This is a genomic window from Streptomyces sp. T028, assembly GCF_048159505.1.
Lineage (GTDB): Bacteria > Actinomycetota > Actinomycetes > Streptomycetales > Streptomycetaceae > Streptomyces.
This window is the reverse complement of record NZ_JBLRVZ010000019.1, coordinates 66,621-85,828: the sequence shown is the minus strand read 5'-3', so window position 1 is coordinate 85,828 and position 19,208 is coordinate 66,621. Positions and strand designations below refer to the sequence as shown.

Annotated in this window: 19 protein-coding genes; 7 read left to right on the top strand and 12 right to left on the bottom strand. The window is 70.1% G+C overall.

Annotated elements, in window-relative coordinates; translation table 11 throughout:
• Window positions 1-48: 48 nt before the first annotated feature.
• The 4 genes from ACLZN2_RS18850 to ACLZN2_RS18835 form a co-directional block, all read right to left on the bottom strand.
• Entirely contained in the window at window positions 49-2,565 is a 2,517-nt protein-coding gene (locus ACLZN2_RS18850) for an ABC transporter permease (protein ID WP_416979642.1), read from the bottom strand.
• A gap of 57 nt (window positions 2,566-2,622) precedes the next feature.
• On the bottom strand, window positions 2,623-3,477 hold the full coding sequence (locus tag ACLZN2_RS18845; RefSeq protein ID WP_416979641.1) for an ABC transporter ATP-binding protein: 855 nt from the start codon (window positions 3,475-3,477) through the stop codon (window positions 2,623-2,625).
• Window positions 3,478-3,632: 155 nt separating this feature from the next.
• Window positions 3,633-4,436: a TetR/AcrR family transcriptional regulator gene (locus tag ACLZN2_RS18840; RefSeq protein WP_416979640.1), complete on the bottom strand. Its 804-nt coding sequence runs from the start codon at window positions 4,434-4,436 to the stop codon at window positions 3,633-3,635.
• A gap of 214 nt (window positions 4,437-4,650) precedes the next feature.
• A complete protein-coding gene (locus ACLZN2_RS18835; RefSeq protein WP_416979639.1) occupies window positions 4,651-4,824 on the bottom strand; it encodes a hypothetical protein in 174 nt (57 codons plus the stop codon).
• A gap of 85 nt (window positions 4,825-4,909) precedes the next feature.
• Here ACLZN2_RS18835 and ACLZN2_RS18830 point away from each other — a divergent pair, with 85 nt between their 5' ends.
• Window positions 4,910-5,485, top strand: coding sequence for a TetR/AcrR family transcriptional regulator (locus tag ACLZN2_RS18830; protein ID WP_416979638.1), 576 nt, complete (start codon window positions 4,910-4,912; stop codon window positions 5,483-5,485).
• A gap of 344 nt (window positions 5,486-5,829) precedes the next feature.
• On the opposite strand, the gene ACLZN2_RS18825 is transcribed toward ACLZN2_RS18830, so the two are convergent.
• The 8 genes from ACLZN2_RS18825 to ACLZN2_RS18790 form a co-directional block, all read right to left on the bottom strand.
• Window positions 5,830-5,988, bottom strand: coding sequence for a hypothetical protein (locus tag ACLZN2_RS18825; RefSeq protein WP_416979637.1), 159 nt, complete (start codon window positions 5,986-5,988; stop codon window positions 5,830-5,832).
• Between the two features lie 286 nt (window positions 5,989-6,274).
• Window positions 6,275-6,877 carry a TetR/AcrR family transcriptional regulator gene (locus ACLZN2_RS18820; RefSeq protein ID WP_416979636.1) on the bottom strand — a complete coding sequence of 201 codons (603 nt, stop codon included), beginning with the start codon at window positions 6,875-6,877 and terminating at the stop codon, window positions 6,275-6,277.
• A gap of 146 nt (window positions 6,878-7,023) precedes the next feature.
• Complete coding sequence (locus ACLZN2_RS18815; protein WP_416979635.1) at window positions 7,024-8,220, bottom strand: ABC transporter substrate-binding protein; 1,197 nt, start codon at window positions 8,218-8,220, stop codon at window positions 7,024-7,026.
• Window positions 8,217-9,242, bottom strand: a complete 1,026-nt coding sequence (locus ACLZN2_RS18810; RefSeq protein ID WP_416979634.1) for a branched-chain amino acid ABC transporter permease — start codon at window positions 9,240-9,242, stop codon at window positions 8,217-8,219. Before ACLZN2_RS18810 ends, ACLZN2_RS18815 begins: the two co-directional genes overlap by 4 nt.
• On the bottom strand, window positions 9,239-10,120 hold the full coding sequence (locus tag ACLZN2_RS18805) for a branched-chain amino acid ABC transporter permease (protein ID WP_416979633.1): 882 nt from the start codon (window positions 10,118-10,120) through the stop codon (window positions 9,239-9,241). Before ACLZN2_RS18805 ends, ACLZN2_RS18810 begins: the two co-directional genes overlap by 4 nt.
• Window positions 10,117-10,875, bottom strand: coding sequence for an ABC transporter ATP-binding protein (locus ACLZN2_RS18800; protein ID WP_416979632.1), 759 nt, complete (start codon window positions 10,873-10,875; stop codon window positions 10,117-10,119). Before ACLZN2_RS18800 ends, ACLZN2_RS18805 begins: the two co-directional genes overlap by 4 nt.
• A complete protein-coding gene (locus tag ACLZN2_RS18795; protein ID WP_416979631.1) occupies window positions 10,872-11,666 on the bottom strand; it encodes an ABC transporter ATP-binding protein in 795 nt (264 codons plus the stop codon). The genes ACLZN2_RS18800 and ACLZN2_RS18795 overlap by 4 nt, the downstream gene beginning before the upstream one ends.
• A gap of 51 nt (window positions 11,667-11,717) precedes the next feature.
• Window positions 11,718-13,286, bottom strand: coding sequence for an FAD-binding oxidoreductase (locus tag ACLZN2_RS18790; protein WP_416979630.1), 1,569 nt, complete (start codon window positions 13,284-13,286; stop codon window positions 11,718-11,720).
• A 272-nt stretch (window positions 13,287-13,558) separates the two neighbouring features.
• Between ACLZN2_RS18790 and ACLZN2_RS18785 the strand changes: the two genes are divergently transcribed.
• Genes ACLZN2_RS18785 through ACLZN2_RS18760 form a run of 6 tightly spaced genes read left to right on the top strand, consistent with a single transcriptional unit; the run spans window position 13,559 to window position 19,184 of the window.
• Entirely contained in the window at window positions 13,559-14,743 is a 1,185-nt protein-coding gene (locus ACLZN2_RS18785; RefSeq protein WP_416979629.1) for a cytochrome P450, read from the top strand.
• A gap of 19 nt (window positions 14,744-14,762) precedes the next feature.
• Window positions 14,763-15,782 carry an amidohydrolase family protein gene (locus tag ACLZN2_RS18780; protein ID WP_416979910.1) on the top strand — a complete coding sequence of 340 codons (1,020 nt, stop codon included), beginning with the start codon at window positions 14,763-14,765 and terminating at the stop codon, window positions 15,780-15,782.
• Between the two features lie 34 nt (window positions 15,783-15,816).
• Entirely contained in the window at window positions 15,817-16,728 is a 912-nt protein-coding gene (locus ACLZN2_RS18775) for an ABC transporter substrate-binding protein (protein ID WP_416979628.1), read from the top strand.
• 2 nt (window positions 16,729-16,730) lie between these two features.
• Window positions 16,731-17,402, top strand: coding sequence for a 4-carboxy-4-hydroxy-2-oxoadipate aldolase/oxaloacetate decarboxylase (locus tag ACLZN2_RS18770; protein ID WP_416979627.1), 672 nt, complete (start codon window positions 16,731-16,733; stop codon window positions 17,400-17,402).
• Window positions 17,395-17,952 (top strand): cupin domain-containing protein, encoded by a 558-nt coding sequence (locus ACLZN2_RS18765; RefSeq protein ID WP_416979626.1) that lies wholly within the window; start codon window positions 17,395-17,397, stop codon window positions 17,950-17,952. Before ACLZN2_RS18770 ends, ACLZN2_RS18765 begins: the two co-directional genes overlap by 8 nt.
• Complete coding sequence (locus ACLZN2_RS18760; RefSeq protein ID WP_416979625.1) at window positions 17,949-19,184, top strand: NAD(P)/FAD-dependent oxidoreductase; 1,236 nt, start codon at window positions 17,949-17,951, stop codon at window positions 19,182-19,184. The genes ACLZN2_RS18765 and ACLZN2_RS18760 overlap by 4 nt, the downstream gene beginning before the upstream one ends.
• The last annotated feature ends 24 nt before the right edge of the window (window positions 19,185-19,208 follow it).

Genomic DNA, 19,208 nt, shown 5'->3' with positions numbered 1-19,208 from the left:
CCCGCCGCTCGTACGCCCGTTTCCGGCTCGGATCGGTTGCCCGACCGGTCACTCGCTCCCGATGGCGGTGAGTACGTTCTGTCTGCTCGCCCTGCGGGCCGGCCACAGGGCGGCCAGCACGCCGACCAACCCCGCCAGCAGCAGGAAGAGCGCGAACCGGTCCCATGGCAGCACCAATGAGTAGCCGACGATGCGCTCCCTGACGACCTGGCCGACGGCCCCGCCCAGGAAGGCTCCGAGGCCGATCCCGATCACCGCGCCGAACAGCGAGACGGCCACGGACTCCAGCCGGATCATCCGCTTCACACCCCGCCGGTCGAGGCCGATCGCCCGCAACATCCCGATCTCCCGGCGCCGCTCGAAGACCGACATCGCGAGGGTGTTCACCACCCCCAGCACCGCAATGACGAGGGAGATCGCGAGGAGTCCGTACAGGACGTTCAGTGCGATGTCGAGGAACCCGCCGAACTCGTGCCGGATGTCCTGCCGGTCGCCCACGTTGATCGCCAGGTGCCCGGCAAGGGCACCGGCGAGCGCCTTCTCGGTCGTCCGGCCGTCCGTCATGACGTAGATCCGCTGGAGGAACCTGTCGGGCTCGTGCGGTTCCAGTACGTCCGTGGAGACGACGACGGGCGAAAGGACGACGTTGCTCTCGAAGACCGCCCCGACGGTCAGCCTGCCGTGCTTGTAGTCGTCGTACGTGACGGGCAGGGTGTCCCCGGCCCGCCATCCATGGGACCGCGCGACGCTGTCGGCGACGGCGATCCGCCCCTCGGCAAGCGTGTCCAGCGAGCCGGAGACGACCGTGAGACGCATGGATGCGAGGAAGTCCGCGGGGGTGACTCCGGAGACTTCCTGCTGACTGCCGCCGATCTCCATCGAACCCAGCTGTTCCTGCGAGACCGCTCTGACGCCCTCGACCTTTCGCAGGGCGGCGACCGCCGAAGCGTCGAGGCCGCCGCCGGTGTCCGTGGTGACCATGTAGTCGGCCTTGACGACCTCGGAGGTCATCCTGTCCACGACGTGAGAAAAGGTGACCCCGAGCACGGTCAGTGCGGTGACCAGCGTGAGTCCTATGGCCAGTGCGGAGGCGGTGGCGCCGGTGCGGCGCGGATTGCGTACGGCGTTCTGGCCCGCGAGCCTGCCCGAGACCCCGAAGCCTCGCCGCAGCAGCGGTCGTACGGACGCGATCGCGAACCGCGACAGCAACGGGATCAGCACGATGACGCCGACCAGAGTGAGGAACGCACCGAAGCCGACGAGCGCCGCACCCGCGTGGCCACCGGCCCCCGCACCCGCGACCACGGCCGTGCCGCCGATCAGCGTGATCACGGCGCCGAGGCAATTGCGCAGGAGCAGTGACTTGTCGCTCGCCGGCAGATGCGCGCTGCTCATAGCCGCGACCGGCGGGATCTTCGCGGCGCGACGGGCCGGGAGCCAGGCGGCCAGCATGGTGACCAGGACACCGACCAGGACCGCGGCCAGGACGCTCGTGAACGTGACGACCAACGGCCCGTGCGTCATCCGCGGGCCGAAGACACCGATCGTGGCGCGGAGCACGGTGGCCGTGGCGACCCCGAACCCCAGGCCGACGGCGGAGGAGACGGTGCCGACCACCATCGCCTCGGCCAGCACGGACCGGGTGACCTGCTTGCGGGAGGCTCCGACGGCACGCAGCAGGGCGAGTTCTCTGGTGCGCTGGGCGGCCAGCATGGTGAAGGTGTTGGCGATCAGGAAGACGCTGACGAAGAGGGCGACGCCCGCGAAGACGAGCAGCAGCGTGTTGAGCTTGGCCGCGTCTCCCGCGGCCAGCCCGGCCTCGTAGCCCGCGAGTTGACGTCCCGTCTGGACGTCCGCGTGGTCGGGAAGCAGCTTGCCGATGGCGGCGGCCAGTTCGCTGTCCGAGACTCCGGGAGCGGCGGTGACGGTCATGGTGTGATAGATGCCCGGCCGGGAGTAGAGCCGCTCGGCCTCCGCGGTGTCGAACAGCACCAGGCTGCCGCCGTCGCCCACCGTGCCGGCCTCGGTCGTGAAGATCCCGGAGAGCTTGTACGTCTTGGCGGGCCCCGCGAGGGCGACGCGCACAGTGTCGCCGACGGCGTAGCCGCCCCTCTGCGCCGAGGCCCTGTCGAGGGCGATCTGCCCGGCCTCGGTGGGGCCGCCGCCGTCGGTGAACGTGTAGAGCCCGTCCTTGCCGTCCTTCCCCGGCGCGAAATTGGCGCCGAAGTTGGAATTGTCGGTCCCGAGGAGCCGGCCGTCCTTGCCGACGACGGAAGTGAGGCCGCCGACCCGTCCGACGGCGTCCGCGACTCCGTCGAGCCGGGCGATCTCGTCGAACAACTTCCGGTCGAGGCCGGGATCCTTCCCTGAGGCGTCGGCATAGGAACGGACCTCGACGTCCACATGCGCGTAGCTTCTGGCCGCCTGAGCGCGGGAGGCGGCTGCGAGGCTGTCGGTGAAGACCAGGGTGCCCGAGACGAACGCGACGCCGAGCACGACGGCGAGCATGGTCATCAGCAGTCTGGCCTTGTGCGCAAGAACGTTGCGCACGGCTGTGCGGTACATGGTGATGGTGTCCTGGTGAGGTGGGAGAGGGGCCGGAGAGCTGGAGACGTGTGCCGTTCAGCTCGTACGGAACACGTCGCCGAACGCCTTCATGCGATCGAGGACGCCAACCGCGGTGGGCTCGTACATCTCGTCGACGATCCGCCCGTCGGCGAGGAAGACGACCCGGTCCGCGTAGGCGGCGGCAACGGGATCGTGGGTGACCATGACCACGGTCTGGCCCATCTCCCGCACGGAATCACGCAAGAAGCCGAGCACCTCGGCACCCGACTGCGAGTCCAGGTTCCCGGTCGGCTCGTCCGCGAAGACGATGTCCGGCCTGCCGGCGAGCGCGCGGGCGACGGCGACCCGCTGCTGCTGGCCGCCGGAGAGCTGGGCGGGGCGGTGGCCGAGCCGGCGGGGCAGACCGGTCATCTGTATGACGGTGTCCAGCCACTGCTGGTGCGGCGTGCGCCCCGCGATGTCCATGGGGAGCGTGATGTTCTCCAGCGCGGTGAGCGTCGGCAGCAGGTTGAACGCCTGGAAGATGAAACCGATCCTGTCCCGGCGCAGTGCGGTGAGCTGTCGGTCGTTCAGGGACCCGAGCTCGATATCGCCGACACGCACCGAGCCGGAGGAGAAACCGTCGAGACCGGCGACGCAGTGCATCAGTGTGGACTTGCCGGACCCGGAGGGGCCCATGATCGCGGTGAGTTGGGACTGCCCGAAGTCGACGGAGACCCGGTCGAGGGCGACGACCCGGGTTTCGCCGTGGCCGTAGACCTTGGAGAGTTCGATGGCGCGGGCGGCCACGGTGGTGTGAGGGCGGGGGCCGACGGGCGCGGCGGTGGTCACGGGCACGACTCCGATCGAGAGTACGGACAGCGCTGATACGGGGCATGTGGCCCCGTACCTGGCTGGGAACCCCTCCATCGTCCGGTTCGTACCGCCTCAGCGGATCAGCCGAATTACCGACCACCTGGGTCTGATGCCCGAGCCGGTCGCGTCAGTCTCGGGTATGCCATCGCGTCACCCCCGCGCCGTACCTCCGCATCGTGCCGGGCGCGATGGGACCGGCCCGCGAGTGGTCAGGCTTCCAGGATGCGCTCGAGGTAGTCGAGGTCCTGCCGGATCAGGGCCAGCGCCGCCTTGGGCCCGGCGCCCTCAGGTGTCCGGTCCGCCGACCTCATCACCATGGCCACCGCCAGATCGGCGACATGTCCGGCTGCTTCGGCATCCGTGAAGTGATGGTCGCCGGGATGGTGCCACCATGCGACCCAGTTGCACATTCCGGCCACGGCCAGCGCGGTCGCCCGGGCATCGACGGGCCGGAACTGGCCCTTGATGATGCCTTCTTCGATCACGCGCATGAGACCCAGCATGGCGGCCCGCATACCGGCGCGGTGGGCCTTGGCGGCCTCCGGCGGCAGATCGGCCTCGGAGCGCAACAGCAGTTGGAAGCGCTTGGGCTGGCTGGCCCGCTGGAACGCGATGAGGTGGGCGATCTCGCGCAGCCTGACGGCCGGGTCGACGGTTTCGTCGGCGGCCAGAGCCTCGATCTCCGCCGCGGGCCCCTCCGTCATCTGTGCCACGAGCTTGGCGAGCAGGTCCTCCTTGCTCTTCACGTAGTAGTAGAGGGCAGGGCGCGTGATGCCCATGGCCTCGGCGATGTCTCCCAGGTTGGTACCGGAGAATCCGCGCTCGGCGAAGAGCAGGGACGCCTGCTCGAAGATCTCGTTCTCGACGAGTTCCCGCCGGGCCGTCGGCCGCTTGGCGGTGTCCCCCGTGGCCTTCGGTTTCGTGGGGCGACGTCCCGCGGCCCGCTTGACCGTCCCCCCGCTCGTCCCCTCCGGCCTGGTGCCTGTTCCAGCATCTCGCGAGCGTTCCGTCATGGCCCCGATAGTAGCCCCGGGGAACGCGCTGACGACGCGTCCTCCGGTGCGGAAGGCCGTGGTGGGCGCCGGTGTCGGGCAGTCCGGCCGCGCGCCGCGGGCAGTTCGGCGTGCGGTGCGTGCCCGCGATGGTGGGGCCGTCGGGGACCAGAACCACGCAGCCGACCCCGGCGGGGTGGGCCGGACATGCGTCAGCGCGGCCGTCCGTCTCCGCTCATCCGCGCCGGATACCGGCGACCAGCCGATCCCAGTTGCCGGCCGTCGTGTGTCCGCGCTCGGCCAGCAGGCGGTACAGCGCCCCGAGAGGATCGTCCGCGTTGGCCTCCCTGAACGACTGGGTCGTGAAGTGTTCTTCCAGGGCGGAGCCGCTGCGGCTCCGCCGTGTCACGCCCAGCCTACGGTCAAACGGATAAAATTAACCGTTCGGAGGATGTTGTCCGATCTCCGGAGCCGGATCCCCCTGGACTGGTTGCGTGACGGTGGATTCGGGCTCAGGGGCACGCAGTGACGTCCGGCGCAACCGGCGCCTGCTGTTGGACGCCGCGCGGGAGATGTTCACCACCTCCCAGCAGGCGCCGCTCTACGAGGTCGCTCGCCGCGCCGGCGTAGGGCAGGCGACGCTCTACCGCCACTTCCCCCATCGCGGCGCCCTGGCTGAGGCACTGATCCAGGAGGAAGTGGATCGGCTGCGCGATGTGACCGCCGGGCGGGAGGACACCCCCGAACCCTTCGAGGCCCTGCTGACCGCCATGGCCGACGGCCAGGTACGGCTCCACCACCTGGCCGACGTCGTCCGGGAGAGCCGCGACGGAGATGCAGCTTTTGTCCGGGTGCGGCAACAGGCCGCTGACGTCTTCCAACGCCCACTGGCGGCAGCCCAACGCGCAGGCCAGGTGCGGCCTGAAGTCACCACAGAGGACCTGCTGCTCATCCCTCGCATGCTCGACGGTGCACTGCACCACGCGAGGGACGCAGGAGACCGGGCCCTCGTCGCCGAGCGCTGCCTCATGCTGCTCCGCCTCGGCTACGCCGAACGTCAAGGTCAGTGAGGGGGAGAGGGTGGTGACCGGGCGGCGTGGTGTCGTCCGACGCTACTCGGCCCCTTTACCCGCCCTGCCCTGGCGAAGCGGCTCAAGCGATGGGCCAGGCAAAGTACGGCTCCATCCCGCCTTCGCCGCCCAGCACCTCCGAGAGGCCCTGGCCCGCGACCACCGCACGGCCCGGTGCCGCTCTTCGCACCAGCATCCTCACCACGATCCGAGCCCCCAGCGAATATCCCGCGAGGTCGTATTCGTCCAGTCCGAGGCCAGGATGGAGCAGGCGCACGGTCCACGTAAGCGTCGTAGGCGTTGAACCAGTCGCCCACGGTGACTCCTTCGGGGGCGTCGTGCGTTCAGCCGTCGCTGTCGGCGGGTTCGTCCTCGCTGTGGGAAATCCGCCACAGGAGAACGGCGACGGCGGCGCGTTGACGTCCGCCGGGCTTGGTGACCGTGTAGCCGGGCCGGTCGACACCCGCCGTCGTACGCGGGACGAGTTGGTGCCGGTCGCCCACCAGGGCTTCCCCGAATCATCGGCCTGGGTGGTGTCGCCACCGCCCACGCCGATGGACCTCGTGGGCCTGGAGAGCGCCGAGGGGACAGCCGTCGCCGAAGCGCGCTTCGCGCACGGGGGTGGCGCCCAGGCCGGGATACGGCTTCCTCGGATCGGCGGTCCTCGACGATCCCTCCGATCCCGGCGGCACCAGCTGGGCCCGCGCCCTGGGTCAGCTCCGCGACCACCTGCTCGTCAACCGCCCGTCCGCAGGAGTTCCTTCGCGATGTGCGGCTGGGGCACGGGCGTCATGTCGCCTGTGCCGACCTGGCCGAGTCGCGGAACGACCTGAGCACGTGCCGCACCATCTGACCGGCGGTATTGGCGCGGAGGAATCCCGAGATTCCGCCGTAGGTGAGTTCGAGCACGATTCCGCCCATGTCGAGGGCGCTGATTCTCCCGTCGCGTCCCAGGGCGAGTTTATCGAGCAGAAGTCTTCCGATTTCTTCCCACTGGCTCACGAAGAGCTGCCGCTGCCGCATTCCCAGATTTCCGTCACGCCGTGCACGCCGCAGGAATTCGATGGCGATGATTCCCCATTTCTGTTCCGCCGTACGCGTGTCGGACCAATGGGCCACGATTTCGATGACGGCGTCCGGATCGGTGACCTCGCGCAGCAATTCGGAGAGCTCTTCGACGTCGTGCCCCGCGTTCCCCTCCAGGAGTTGCATCAGTACGTCCTGTTTGGAGGAGAAGTTCGAGTAGAAGGCCCCTTTCGAGAAGCCTGCCTCGTCCGCGATGCGTTCGACCGAGGCACCCTCGTAGCCCTCCCGTGCGACCACGTCCCGCGCTGCGTTCAGGAGCTTTTCCCGCGTGAGCGCCTGGCTCTGCTCTCGCGTCAGCCTCGCCATGATGATGCTCTCCCCACTCGATTCGCCGCACATGGCGGAACCGCCCGGTGTTGAACCGCGTGCAAGTGTACCGTCCCGAAAGTTGGACGCGGGCTGGTGAATGCCTGTCGACAGTTGTCTTCACCAGCCCGGCCAATCAGGGCGGATCAGTCGGCAATTCCGTTCTGGGAGACATTGAGGACAGGACCCTGGGGCAGCCAACTGGTGCCGTTGAACTCGTGGAGCTGGTATTCGTGCACCAGCCGGCCGTCCGCTTCTCCGGTCAGGTGCGCTCCCTCGATGAGGAGCGGGTCCTGGACCTTGGACAGGGAGTCCCAGGCGGAGAGGAAGCCGCTGCTGGTGACTTCCTTGGCGTCCTTGAGGGCGGAGACGACGGCCGCGGCAAGTCCGTACCCGGTCAGCGCGAACGACTGGTTCGCGTCCGCCTCGGGCGCGTACTTCGCCATGTCTGCGCGGTACTGCACCAGCGCCTTCTCGTTGTGCACCGCGGGGTTCTGCGGGTCCTTGAACCACTGGTAGGAGAGGGCGCCCTTGACGTTGGCCGCGCCGGCGGGCTTGACCGTGCTGGCGAAGTCCGCGTACGGGCTGCCGATGAAGACCTGGGGGTGGTAGTCGATCTGGCCCATGTAGGAGAGCAGCGCGCCCAGGGTCGGCGGGCCGAGGGTGACGACCAGGGTGTCGACCTTGGCCGCCTTGAGCTCGGTGACCTGAGAGGCGACGTCTCCCTGGCCGGGCGGGAGTCTGAGCGCCTTGACCGGCTTGACGCCGGCCTTGGCGAGCCCTGCGAGCTGGCTGTCGGCGAGTTCGTTGTTGAAGCCCATGAAACCGACGACGGCCTTGGGGGTCTCCTCCTTGATGTAGCGGCCCTGGAGTTCGCCCTCCCAGGAGATGTCGGGCACGAACGCGCGGGAGTCGGGGAACTTCTTCACGTCGCTCAGCACGGTCTCGCCGCCCTGCACGATCTGGGCCACGCCCGCCGTGTTGAGCTGGGGCCGGGCCGCGACCGCGATGCCGCCGAAGTTGATGACGACCGTCGCGTGGTCCTTCTGGACGAACTCGGTGTTGTTGGAGACGAGTCGGGAGGGGTCGAAGGCGTCGTCCTTCACCTTGAAGTCGATCTTCCGTCCGTTGACGCCGCCGGCGGCGTTGACCGCCTTGAAGTAGGCGGCTGCCCCGTCCGCCGAGACGCCCGCGGACGACAGGACTCCGCTGAGCGGGTAGCTGGCGCGGATCACGATGTCGCTGTTGTCGGTCTGCGATCCGGCCGAGCGTCCGGAGCAGGCGGTCGCCGTGGCGGCGGCCACGGCCACGAGGGCGACCAGCTTCGTCGGGTAGTTCCTCATCGAACTTCCTTTTCTACGGGGAGGTGAGCGGGTGCGGAGGGTGAGTCGGTGGTGCGCGCGACGCGGGCCAGGAGGAGGGTGAAGCCGCCGGCCAGTCCGGTGGGCGCGAGGATCAGACAGAGGACGAGTCCGCAGGCGTAGACGAGTTGGGCCCAGTTGCCCGAGGAGTCGCCGCTGACGACGTTCTCGGCGGCGGTGGGCAGGTAGACCACGATCGCCGCGCCGACGAGTGCGCCCGCCCAGGTGCGGCTGCCGCCGACGACACTGGCCGCGAGCAGGGTGATGGAGAGGGTGATCTGGTAGCTGTCCGGTACCGCGATGGCGAGGGCGAGGGCGTAGAGCGCGCCGCCGATTCCCGCGACGGCCGCGCTGACGGCGAAGGCGGTGAGCTTGACACGGGTGACGTTCACCCCGTTCGCCGCGGCGAGCAGGGGGCTGGTGCGCACTGCGGCGAGGGCCCTGCCGCTCGTTCCCGTCACCAGGTTGCGCAGCAGGAGGAGGGTCAGGGCGAGGACGAGGAGGCAGACGAGGAATCCGAACTGCGCCGGGGTGAGCCCCGTGCCCGCGGGCGGCTGGATGCCGGGGTGGGCCAGCGAGAGGCCGAACGTGCCGCCCGTCGTGGACTTCATGCGGATGATCACGAGCGGGAAGACCGCGGCCACGGCGATCGTGAGCAGGCCGAGGTTGGCGCCGCCCATTCTCAGGGCCAGGCCGCCGATCAGCAGGCCGAACACGAGGCACAGGGCGCCGGCCAGGAGGACGGCGGGTACCCAGGGCCAGCCGCTCTTGGTGACGGCGACGAGAGCGGCGTATCCGCCGAGGCCGAAGACGGCGCCGTGGCCGACGCTGATCTGGCCGGAGTGTCCCAGGAGGAGGTTGAGCCCGGCCACGGCCATGGCGATGGTGAGGACCCGGGAGAGGTCGAGGAGGTCGTAGTCCGAGACAAGGAAGGGGATGACCAGGCCGACGGCCAGGGCGGCGGTCCAGCCGCCGGGGACGGCGAGGCGGCGCAGTGTGTTCATACCCGCACCGTCCTGGTCCTGCCGAAGAGCCCGGTCGGCTTGAGGGTCACAACGGCGGCGGTGAGCAGGAACGGGGCGACGACGGCGAGGTCTCCGTCGAGGCCGGGCACATACCGGCCGGCCAGCCCGTTCGTGATGCCGACGAGCACCCCGCCGACCACCGCTCCCACCCGGCTCGCCAGGCCGCCGAGCGTTCCGGCGGCCAGCGCCAGCAGCAGGGGGAAGGTCATCATCCCTGGCGAGAGGGTCAGGACGGGCGCGGCGACGATGGCCGCGAAGGCGCCGACCGCCGCGGCGATCGCCCAGCCGATCATGAGCCACAGGCCCTGGTGCTGGCCGAGAACGGTGGCGGAGGCCGGGTTCTGCGCCACAGCGCGCAGGCGCAGTCCGACCCCGGTCCGGTTGAACAGGGCCGCGGTGGCCGCCATGACGGCGAGCAGCATGACCAGTGATCCCACCTGCTGCACGGTCATCCGCAGACCGGCGAACTCGATCAGCCCCTTGCCGAAGGGGCTGGGGAACGTTCGCGGGTCGGTCGTCCACACGATCGCCATGAGCGCGTTCAGCCCGAGGAGCAGGGCGACGCTGAGGGTGAGCAGGGGAAGCTCCCCCGCGCCCTCGACGCGCCGGACCAGCACCCGCTCGATGAGCGCTCCGCCCGCCGCGGACAGGACGACCACCACGGGAACCGCGCCCCAGAAGGGCAGTCCCGTGTTGAGGAGGACCAGCGTGAGGAAGGCGGACAGCGTCGCCATCTCGCCCTGGGCGAAGTTGAGCATGCCCGTGCCCTGGAAGACGACGCTGAGCGCGAGGGCGAGGATGCCGTACACCAGCCCTGAACTCAGCCCGTCCAGCACCTGTTGGAACAGTTCGGTCACTTCTTGACTCCGATCGCTTCCGCGCCGCCGTCCGTCTCGCCGAGGTACGCGCGCTTGATCACGTCGCCGTCGCGGAACTCCCCCACGGGTCCGGCGGCGGCGACGCGTCCGCCCGCGAGGACGATCACCCGGTCGGCGATGTCGAGAGAGAGCCGTGCGTTCTGCTCCGCGATCAGCAGCGAGGTCGACCACTCGCCCCTGATCCGGGCCAGTGCCTCGAAGAGCTGCCGGGTGAGCAGCGGCGCGAGGCCGAGGGACGGCTCGTCGATGAGCAGCAGGCGTGGGCGGGCCATCAGGGCACGTCCGATCGCGAGCATCTGCTGCTGACCGCCCGAGAGCAGGCCCGCGGCACGCCCGCGCATCTCGGCCAGCACCGGGAAGGTGTCGTAGACGAGGGCGAAGTCCTCGCGGACGAGGGCCCGTTGGTCACGGGGACGGGCCAGGCCGCCGAGGCGGAGGTTCTCCTCCACGGTCAGGTCGACGAACGTGCCGCGCCCTTCGGGCACATGACCGACACCGGCGCGGGCCGTGCGGGCGCCGCTCCAGCCGGCGATGTCGTCGGCGCCGTACTCGATGGCTCCCCGTGTCGACACCAGGCGGGAGACGGCCCGCAGCAGGGTCGTCTTGCCGGCCCCGTTGGGACCGAGGAGGACGACGATCTCGCCGTCCGACACGGCGATGTCGATCCCGTGCAGGACCTCGACGGAGCCGTAGCGCGCGACGAGCCGCCGCGTCCGAAGCAGCGTGGTGCTCACACTCCCACCTCCGACCAGTCGTCGCCCAGGTAGGCGGCGATCACCCGTTCGTCGGCCGCCACCTCGGCGGGGGCCCCGGCCACGAGGAGCCGGCCCGCGTCCAGGACGACCACATGACGCGAGACCCGCATCACCAGGCCCACGTCGTGCTCGACGAGGACGCAGGTCATCCCGGTGTCCGCCGCGAACGCCCGCACGTCGCCGAGCAGTTCGGACGCCTCGTCGGCGCCGAGACCGGCCGCGGGTTCGTCGAGCAGCAACAGCCGCGGCTCGGCGATCAGAGCGCGGGCCACCTCGACCCGGCGACGGTCGCCGTGCGGGAGGCTGTCGACGCGGTGGTCCTGGGACCGGTCCAGGCCGAGGCGGCCCAGCAGTTCGGAGGCCCGGGCGCGCATCGCCCGCTCGGCCCGTGCCACCGCGGGCGGCCTCAGGATCGCGCCCAGCAGGCCCCCTTCCATCCGGGAGTGGGCGCCGAGCAGGACGTTGTCGAGGGCGCTGAGCTCGGGTACCAGCAGCGGAGTCTGGAAGGTGCGCGCGATGCCCAGGGCCGCGCGGCGGTCGGCGTGCAGCCGGCTCAGGTCGCGTCCTTCCAGTTCGACCCTGCCGGTGTGCCGGGCGACCCCGCTGATGCAGTTGAACAGCGTGGTCTTCCCGGCTCCGTTGGGCCCGATCACGGCCGAGACGCCGCCCGCCGGGATCGAGAAGGAGACGTCCTGGAGTGCCTGCACACCCTGGAAGCTCACTCCGAGTGCGTCGACACGCAGTGCCGTGTCGTGTGTCGCATCGGCCATCGGGTGACACCGTCCTGTTCTGCGTGAGGTGATGCGTGGGAGGGGGGCGAGTCATGCGCTGTCGCGGGCGCCCCGGTAGGACGCCGGCCAGATGCCGTGGCGGCCGGGCGCGAGGATGCCGTCCGGATCGACGGCGTCCTTGATCTTCTGCACGAACCGTTGATAGGCGTGGCCGTTGAAGGAGTACTGGTCGGCGGCGAGGTCCATGCACTCCAGGTGGGGGCGGGACTCTCCGTAGCCGAGTGCGCCGGCCGCGGCGACCAGCTGTTTCGCGAGGTCGAAGGCTCCCCGTGCGTCCGACGGATCCGTCCTGTCGTAGCGGATGCCGATGATCACCACGCACGAGCGCTCTCCGGTGACCACGACGGTGGCGCCGAAGTTCGCACCCGCGTCGAGCACCAGCGAACGGGCCGCCTCGACCATGCTCCGCACCTGGGGGCCGTGCAGCGGTACGACGGGTGCGACGTCGATGTGGGCGACGTGGTCCGGGGTGCTCTCGATCGCCTTGAGGGTCGGGATGCCGATCATGATCTGGTCGGCGGACATGACGATCTCGTCGTACTCGTCGGGCTCGTACAGCCGGCGGGCCTCGACCCGGCCGCTGGGGATCTTGGCCCAGGCCTCCTTGATGCGTCTCAGCTTGGCCCGCACGATCTCGTTGTCGCCCCACACGGCTGCCCGCGCGGCCCACGCGCCGACCGCGGTGCGCTCGCCGATCTCCCGTATTTCGGTGGCGGTGAGTTGATGGGAGGCGGTCACGGGGAGATCGCGCAGCATGTGGGAGGCGCGCAGGGTGGAGAACAGCGCGGGGGCGCCCTCCAGGTGTCCCGCGAGCCGCAGTTCCCGCAGGGTGTCCACCGCGGCCTCGAGGTCGGCGTCCTCGCCGATCGACAGCATCACCGGGGCGTAGGCCTCGGGCAGACGCTTGAGCCAGACGCCCATCCTGGTGACGATGCCGAGGTTGGACTGGACGAACAGCCGGTCCAGCGACGGTCCCAGGTTCCGCTTGTACACGTGCCACGCGTGGCCGTCCGGGAGCGCTCCGGCTCCGGTGCGCAGCAGGTCGCCGTCCGGGAGGACGACTTCGAGCCCGGTGGGGAGCATGTAGTCGGCGCCGTAGTGCTGGTAGGTGTGGCCGGCGTCCATCGAGTTGCCGACGATCGAGCCCCAGCCCAGGTCGGGGCAGGGGGTGAGCAGCCGGTGGCCGCCCGCCCGTACGGCGTGGTACAGGTCGAACCAGGTCACACCCGGCTCGACCACCGCGTACGCCAGCTCCTCGTTGATCTCCAGGACACGGTTCATCTTCTGGAACCCGATCTGGATCGAGCCGCGCACCCGCGGTGACGCTCCCCCGTGGCCGAGGTTGCGGCCCTGGCTGTGCGGCCACACGGGGACCCCGTACCTGCCCGCCAGGCGGACGATCTCCCGCACCTGCGCCGTGGAGGTGGGTTGCACGACCGCCGAGGCGGCGTACGTCTCGTCGCCGGGGATCCAGTAGGCGTCCTTGAACTCGTCGACCTTCGTTCGCTCGACGTGGAGGGAGTCGTCACCGACGACCGCCGCCAGCTCACGGACCAACTCGTCCGGGAGGGTGGGCAGATGCGTCGTCGCATCGGTCATCGTCATCTCTTTCCGGGGAGTGACTGAGCAGGAGCGTCCATTCACCGACTCTTCAGATACCAGTCGGTCTTCGAGTTCCGGACCGTATGTCTCACCTCGGCGGCTGTCAACGGATCGAACAAGAGATCTTGAAACACCTGAAGACCCGACGCTTTGCGTGCCATGAAGCTCGAGCACTTACCGGCGTCCAACGTATTGACATCACACCGAGAGCACTCAAATACTCATTGGAATCCGAAGTCAGACTCGAATCCGGATTGGATCGGCCCGTGATGTCTGCGCTGGAACTCAATGGCGAGAACCTGTACCGGGACCCCTATCCCGTCTACGCCCGCCTGCGTGAGGAAGCCCCCGTGGCCTTCTTCGAAGGCACCCATGAATATCTGGTCACCCGTTTCGAGGACTGCCGCGCGGTGGGAGCCAACGACCGCGTGTTCGGCCCGTCCGGCAGCCCCGACAGGCCCGAGGCCCGGGTGATGGGCATGCCGAACGTGCTGTCCATGACGGGCGAGGACCATCAGCTGCTCCGCCTGGGCATCGACGAGAACCTCACCCTGGAACGGGTCAGGGGTTACGTCGAGGCCCTGACCCGTCCGGTCGTCGAGCGGTGTCTCGCCGAGCTGGCGCCACGCGGGTCGGCGAACCTGACCGCCGACCTCTTCGAACCCATCTCGGTGCGCTGCGTCGGCGACGTCATCGGACTCACGGACACCGCCAACGAGACGCTGGTCGAGTGGTTCCACGCGATGAGCGCCGGCCTGCAGAACGTGGGTGACGACCCGGCCGTATGGCAGCGGCTCGACCGGGCGCTGGCCGAGATCGACGCCCAACTCGGCGCGCTCTACGAGCGGGTGGCCGCCAAGCCCGACCACACCCTGATGAGCCACGTGGTGCACGGCGGCCTGCCCGAGGGCGAGATGCGCGCCTTCGCCGAGGTGCTGCCCACCATGAAGGTGATCATCCTCGGCGGTCTGCAGGAACCCGGCCACGCCGCCGCGAACGCCTGCGCGGGACTGCTGCTCAACCCGGAGCAGGCGCGGGTGGTCGCCGACGCCCCGCAGGAGCACTCCCTGCGCGCCTTCGACGAGGGTCTGCGCTGGATCGCCCCCATCGGCGTCACCCCGCGCGTCGCCACCGAAGACGTCGTCGTGGCCGGTACGACCATCCCGGCGGGCTCCTCGGTCGCCATCGTCATGGCGTCGGCCAACCGGGATCCGAGCCGCTTCGATGACCCGGACCGGTTCGACATGTTCCGCAAGAAGCGGCCGCACCTCTCCTTCGGCTTCCGGCCGCACTTCTGCTCGGGCCACGCCCTGTCCCGGGCGATGGGGACGATCGCCCTGGAGGAGGCCTTCATCCGGCTGCCCAACCTGCGACTCGGCGACAGTGGCGAGGTGGCGGCCAAGGGCTGGCGTTTCCGCGGGGTCACGGACCTGCCCGCCGTCTGGGACGCGTGAGATGGGAACCACGACGGGCCTGGCCATCGACTGCCACGGCCACTTCACGACCGAACCGCCGGAGTTCCGTGCCTTCCGCGCCGCCCAGGTGGACTTCGCCGAGGGGCGATCGCAGGACCGCCCGGGCTACGCCGGGGTCGACGACGCCGCCCTGACCGCGATCATCACGGACAACCAGCTGCGAATGCAGCGCGAGCGGGGCTCGGACCTCACCCTCCTGTCGCCCCGCGCTTCGGGCATGGGACACCACGTCCCGGGTCAGGACATCGCGACGGAGTGGGCCCGGCTGTCGAACGACACCGTACGACGCGTCTGCGAGCTGTTCCCGAGGAACTTCGCCGCCGTGTGCCAGCTGCCCCAGACGGTCGACGGCGGCCTCGCGCCCGTCGTCGCCGAGTTGGAGCGCTGTGCGGGGGTCGGCTTCGTGGGGTGCAACATCAACCCCGATCCCTCCGGGGGAAGTTGGTCGGCGCCTCCCCTGTATGACCCCTGGTGGGATCCTCTATGGGAGGCGATGACCCGCCTGGACATGCCCGGCATGATCCACGTGTCGGGTTCCTGCTCCCCCGCCCTGCACACGACCGGCGCCCACTACATCGCCGCGGACACCGTCGTCTTCATGCAGTTGCTGGAGGGCGACCTCTTCGAACGGCACCCGGACCTGCGGCTGATCATCCCGCACGGCGGCGGCGCCGCTCCTTACCACTGGGGCCGCTACCGGGGCCTGTCCATCGCCCTCGGCAAACCACCGCTGTCCGAACACCTCATGCGCAACCTGTACTTCGACACCTGCGTGTACCACCAGGCCGGCATCGACACCCTGTTCCGAGTCGTCGATCCACAGAACCTGCTCTTCGGGTCCGAACTCCTGGGCGCCGTCAAGGCCGTGGACCCGGAGACGGGCCACCCCTTCGACGACACCAAGCGCTACATCGACGCGCTCGGCCTCGACGACAAGTCCCGCCATGCCGTCCTGGAAGGAAACGCCCGGCGGGTCTACCCCCGGCTCGACGCGCTGCTCACCGCGCAAGGGCGCTGAACCTCACGCACACCCCGAACTGGAGTCCCCTCCTATGACTTCCGACCTGACACCCGTCCGTTTCGCCGGCGGCGCCCAGGGCTTCAACTGGCTCCCCGTGTTCGTCGCCGACGAACTGGGTCTGTTCCGCAAGCACGGGCTGGAGATCGAGTACCAGCGACTCGGCTCCGTCGACAAGGCCACGTCGGCCGTACGCGACGGCACCGCCGACCTGGCGATCACCCCGCCCGAGGGCGCGGTCGCCGACCACGTCGCAGGCGGCGCCCTGCGCATCGTCGCCGCCAACTCGCTGCGGCTTCCCATGTCGCTGGTCGCCCGTCCCGAGGTCGGTTCCGTCGCCGAGCTGCGCGGAAAGCGGATCGGGACCTCCTCCCTCACCGAGGGAACGGCGCTCTACACGCAGATCATGCTGCAGAGGGAGGGGCTGTCCTATCCCGGTGACTACGAGTTCGTCCTCGCCGGTGTGCACACGACCCGGTGGGCGGCGCTGCAGAAGGACGAGATCGACTGCGCGCCCCAGCCCGCGCCGTGGAACTTCCTCGCCGAGCGCGAGGGGTACCGCCTGATCGGCGAGGTGAACGACGCGCTCCCCGAAGTCGTCTTCGCGGCGGTCATCGGCAGGAACGACTGGACGGCCCGCAACCGTGACACCGTCGAACGGCTGATCACCGCGCTGGCCGAGGCACACGACATCGTCAACGACCCCACGCAGGACGGCATCACGCTGCCGATCTACCAGCGGATCACCACGCCGGACGCCCCGGACCTGGCGGCCCGGGGGCTGTCGTACACACGGGACATGGGCATGTGGCCGGCGGGGCTGGCCGTCTCGCCCAAGGCCTGGGAGACCACGACGGACCTCATGGTCCGTGCCGGGCTGCTCGCCCCGGAGCGGCTCGCCGACGCGGCCGGGGCGCTCGACACCAGTTTCGTCCGGGGTGCCTGACCATGGCCCGGATCGTGACCACGGTCGAACGCGCCGACGCGGCGACCTGTGCCGGCTTCGCTGAACTCGGCGTGGCGACCACGCACGAGGCGCAGCACCGCACCGGGCTCCTCGACCACCGCCTGCGGCCGCGCCAGTCGGGGCGGGTCGTCGCGGGCCCGGCGCTCACCTGCGAGGTGCCGCCCGGGGACAACTGGATGATCCACGCGGCCCTGGAACAGGCCCGGCCGGGCGACATCCTCGTGGTCAGCCCGACCTCACCCTGCGACGACGGCTACTTCGGCGACCTGCTCGCCACGTCGGCGCGGGCGCGAGGCCTGCGCGGGCTCGTGATCGACGCCGGAGTGCGCGATGTCGCGGAACTGCGCGCCATGGAGTTCCCCGTCTGGAGCAAGACGGTCAGCGCCCAGGGATGCGTCAAGGAGACCCTCGCCGACGTCCAGGTCCCCCTGGTCTGCGGCGGCGCCCTGATCAGGCCCGGCGATGTGATCGTCGCGGACGACGACGGGGTGTGCGTGGTCGCGCGCGAGTCCGCCGCCGAGGTGCTCGAGGCGGCCCGCCGCCGGGCGGCGATGGAGGAGGAGAAGCGGGGGCTCTACGCCGCCGGCCGGCTCAGCCTCGACGTCAACTCGATGCGCGCCCGCCTCCAGGAGAAGGGCCTGACCTATGAATGAGACCGCCGAAACCCGGGTCCCACGGCGTGTGGTGACCGCGGTCAGGGACGGCAAGTCGGTCTTCGTCTCCGACGGGCCCGTCCCCAACGTCCACCATTACGCCTCGATCCCCGGGATGACGACCTCGGTCGTCTACGCCACCGCGGCGCCCCCCGCGCTGCCGCAGGACGAGGGCGAGACCGCCCCGCCCCGGCTGCGCATCCCCCCGGCCCCGGGTGAGACCCGCCTGATGATCGTCACCTTCCCGCCCGACACCGTTATGGGCGGCCCGGAGTTCGACCCGGCCGCCGCGGACGCCGAGCAGCGGGAGTTCATCCCCGGCCTGGCCGAGCGGTTCGAACCGGACGCGCCCGGCATGCACCGGACCGACACACTCGACTACGACATCGTCCTCGACGGCGAGATCTGGCTCGAACTGGACGACGGGGCGACCACGCACCTGCGCCAGGGCGACGTGGTCGTGCAGGGCGGGACCCGGCACGCGTGGCGGAACAAGGGCGACAGGACCGCGACGATGTGCTTCGTCCTGATCGGCGGTGCGCCGCGATGACCGGTGAGCACTACGACTGCCTGATCGTCGGCGCCGGGCATGCGGGAGCGCAGACGGCGATCTCCCTGAGGCAGTCCGGGTTCGAGGGGAGCGTTTGCCTGCTCGGCAGCGAGCCGGTGGCACCGTACGAGCGTCCCGCATTGTCGAAGGAGTACCTGGCCGGCAAGAAGGACTTCGCCCAACTCCTGCTCCGCCCGGACGAGTTCTGGCCCGAGCACGAGGTCACTCTCTCCCCCGGCCGGCGGGTGACCGCCGTCGACGCCGAGGCGCACACCGTCACCTGCGACGACGGCACCACGATCGGCTACGGCAGCCTGGTCTGGTGCGCCGGAGGCACTCCGCGCAGGCTGCGCTGCCCCGGACACGACCTGAGCGGCATACACGCGATCCGCGACAAGGCGGACTGCGACCGGCTGGTCGCGGCCCTGCCGCACAGTCACCGCATCGTGGTGATCGGTGGCGGTTACGTCGGTCTTGAGGCCGCCGCCGTACTCAGCGAACTGGGCAAGGAGGTCGTGGTGATCGAGGCGCTGGACCGCGTCCTCGCCCGCGTCGCCGCGGAACCCCTCTCCCGTTTCTACGAGGCCGAACACCGCGCCAAGGGCGTGGAGTTGCGCCTCGGGACGGCGGTCGCCGAAATCGTGGGCAGGGACGGCGCGGTGAGCGGGGTGCGTCTCACGGACGGCTTGGTGGTCCCCGCCGACCAGGTGATCGTGGGCATCGGAATCGAACCTGCGGTCGAACCGCTCCTGTCGGCGGGAGCGGAGGCGGCACCCGGCACGCTGGGCGTCCTGGTGGACGACCTGTGCCGCACGTCGCTCGCGGACGTCTACGCCGCCGGCGACTGCGCGGTGGTGCGGGGCGGCCCCGGCATCCGTATCGAGTCCCGGCAGAACGCCGCCGAGCAGGCGGACACCGCGGCGAAGGCGATCAGCGGCCGGCCCGAACCCCTGCGCCTGATCCCGCTGTTCTGGTCGAACCAGTACGACCTGCGCCTGCAGACCGTCGGCCTGAGCCACGGCCACGACCGGACCGTCCTGCGCGGCGACCCCGGCACCAGGAGCTTCACGCTCGTCTACCTCAAGGACGGCGCGATCATCGCCCTGGACTGCGTCAACACGGCCCGGGACTACCTGCAGGGCCGTCGGCTCGTGGCGGCCGGCAGCCGGGTGGACCCCGCGCTGCTGGCCGATGCGCACACTCCCCTCAAAGACCTGGCCCAGTCGGCCTGATCCCGCCCCCGAAGGAACCAGAAA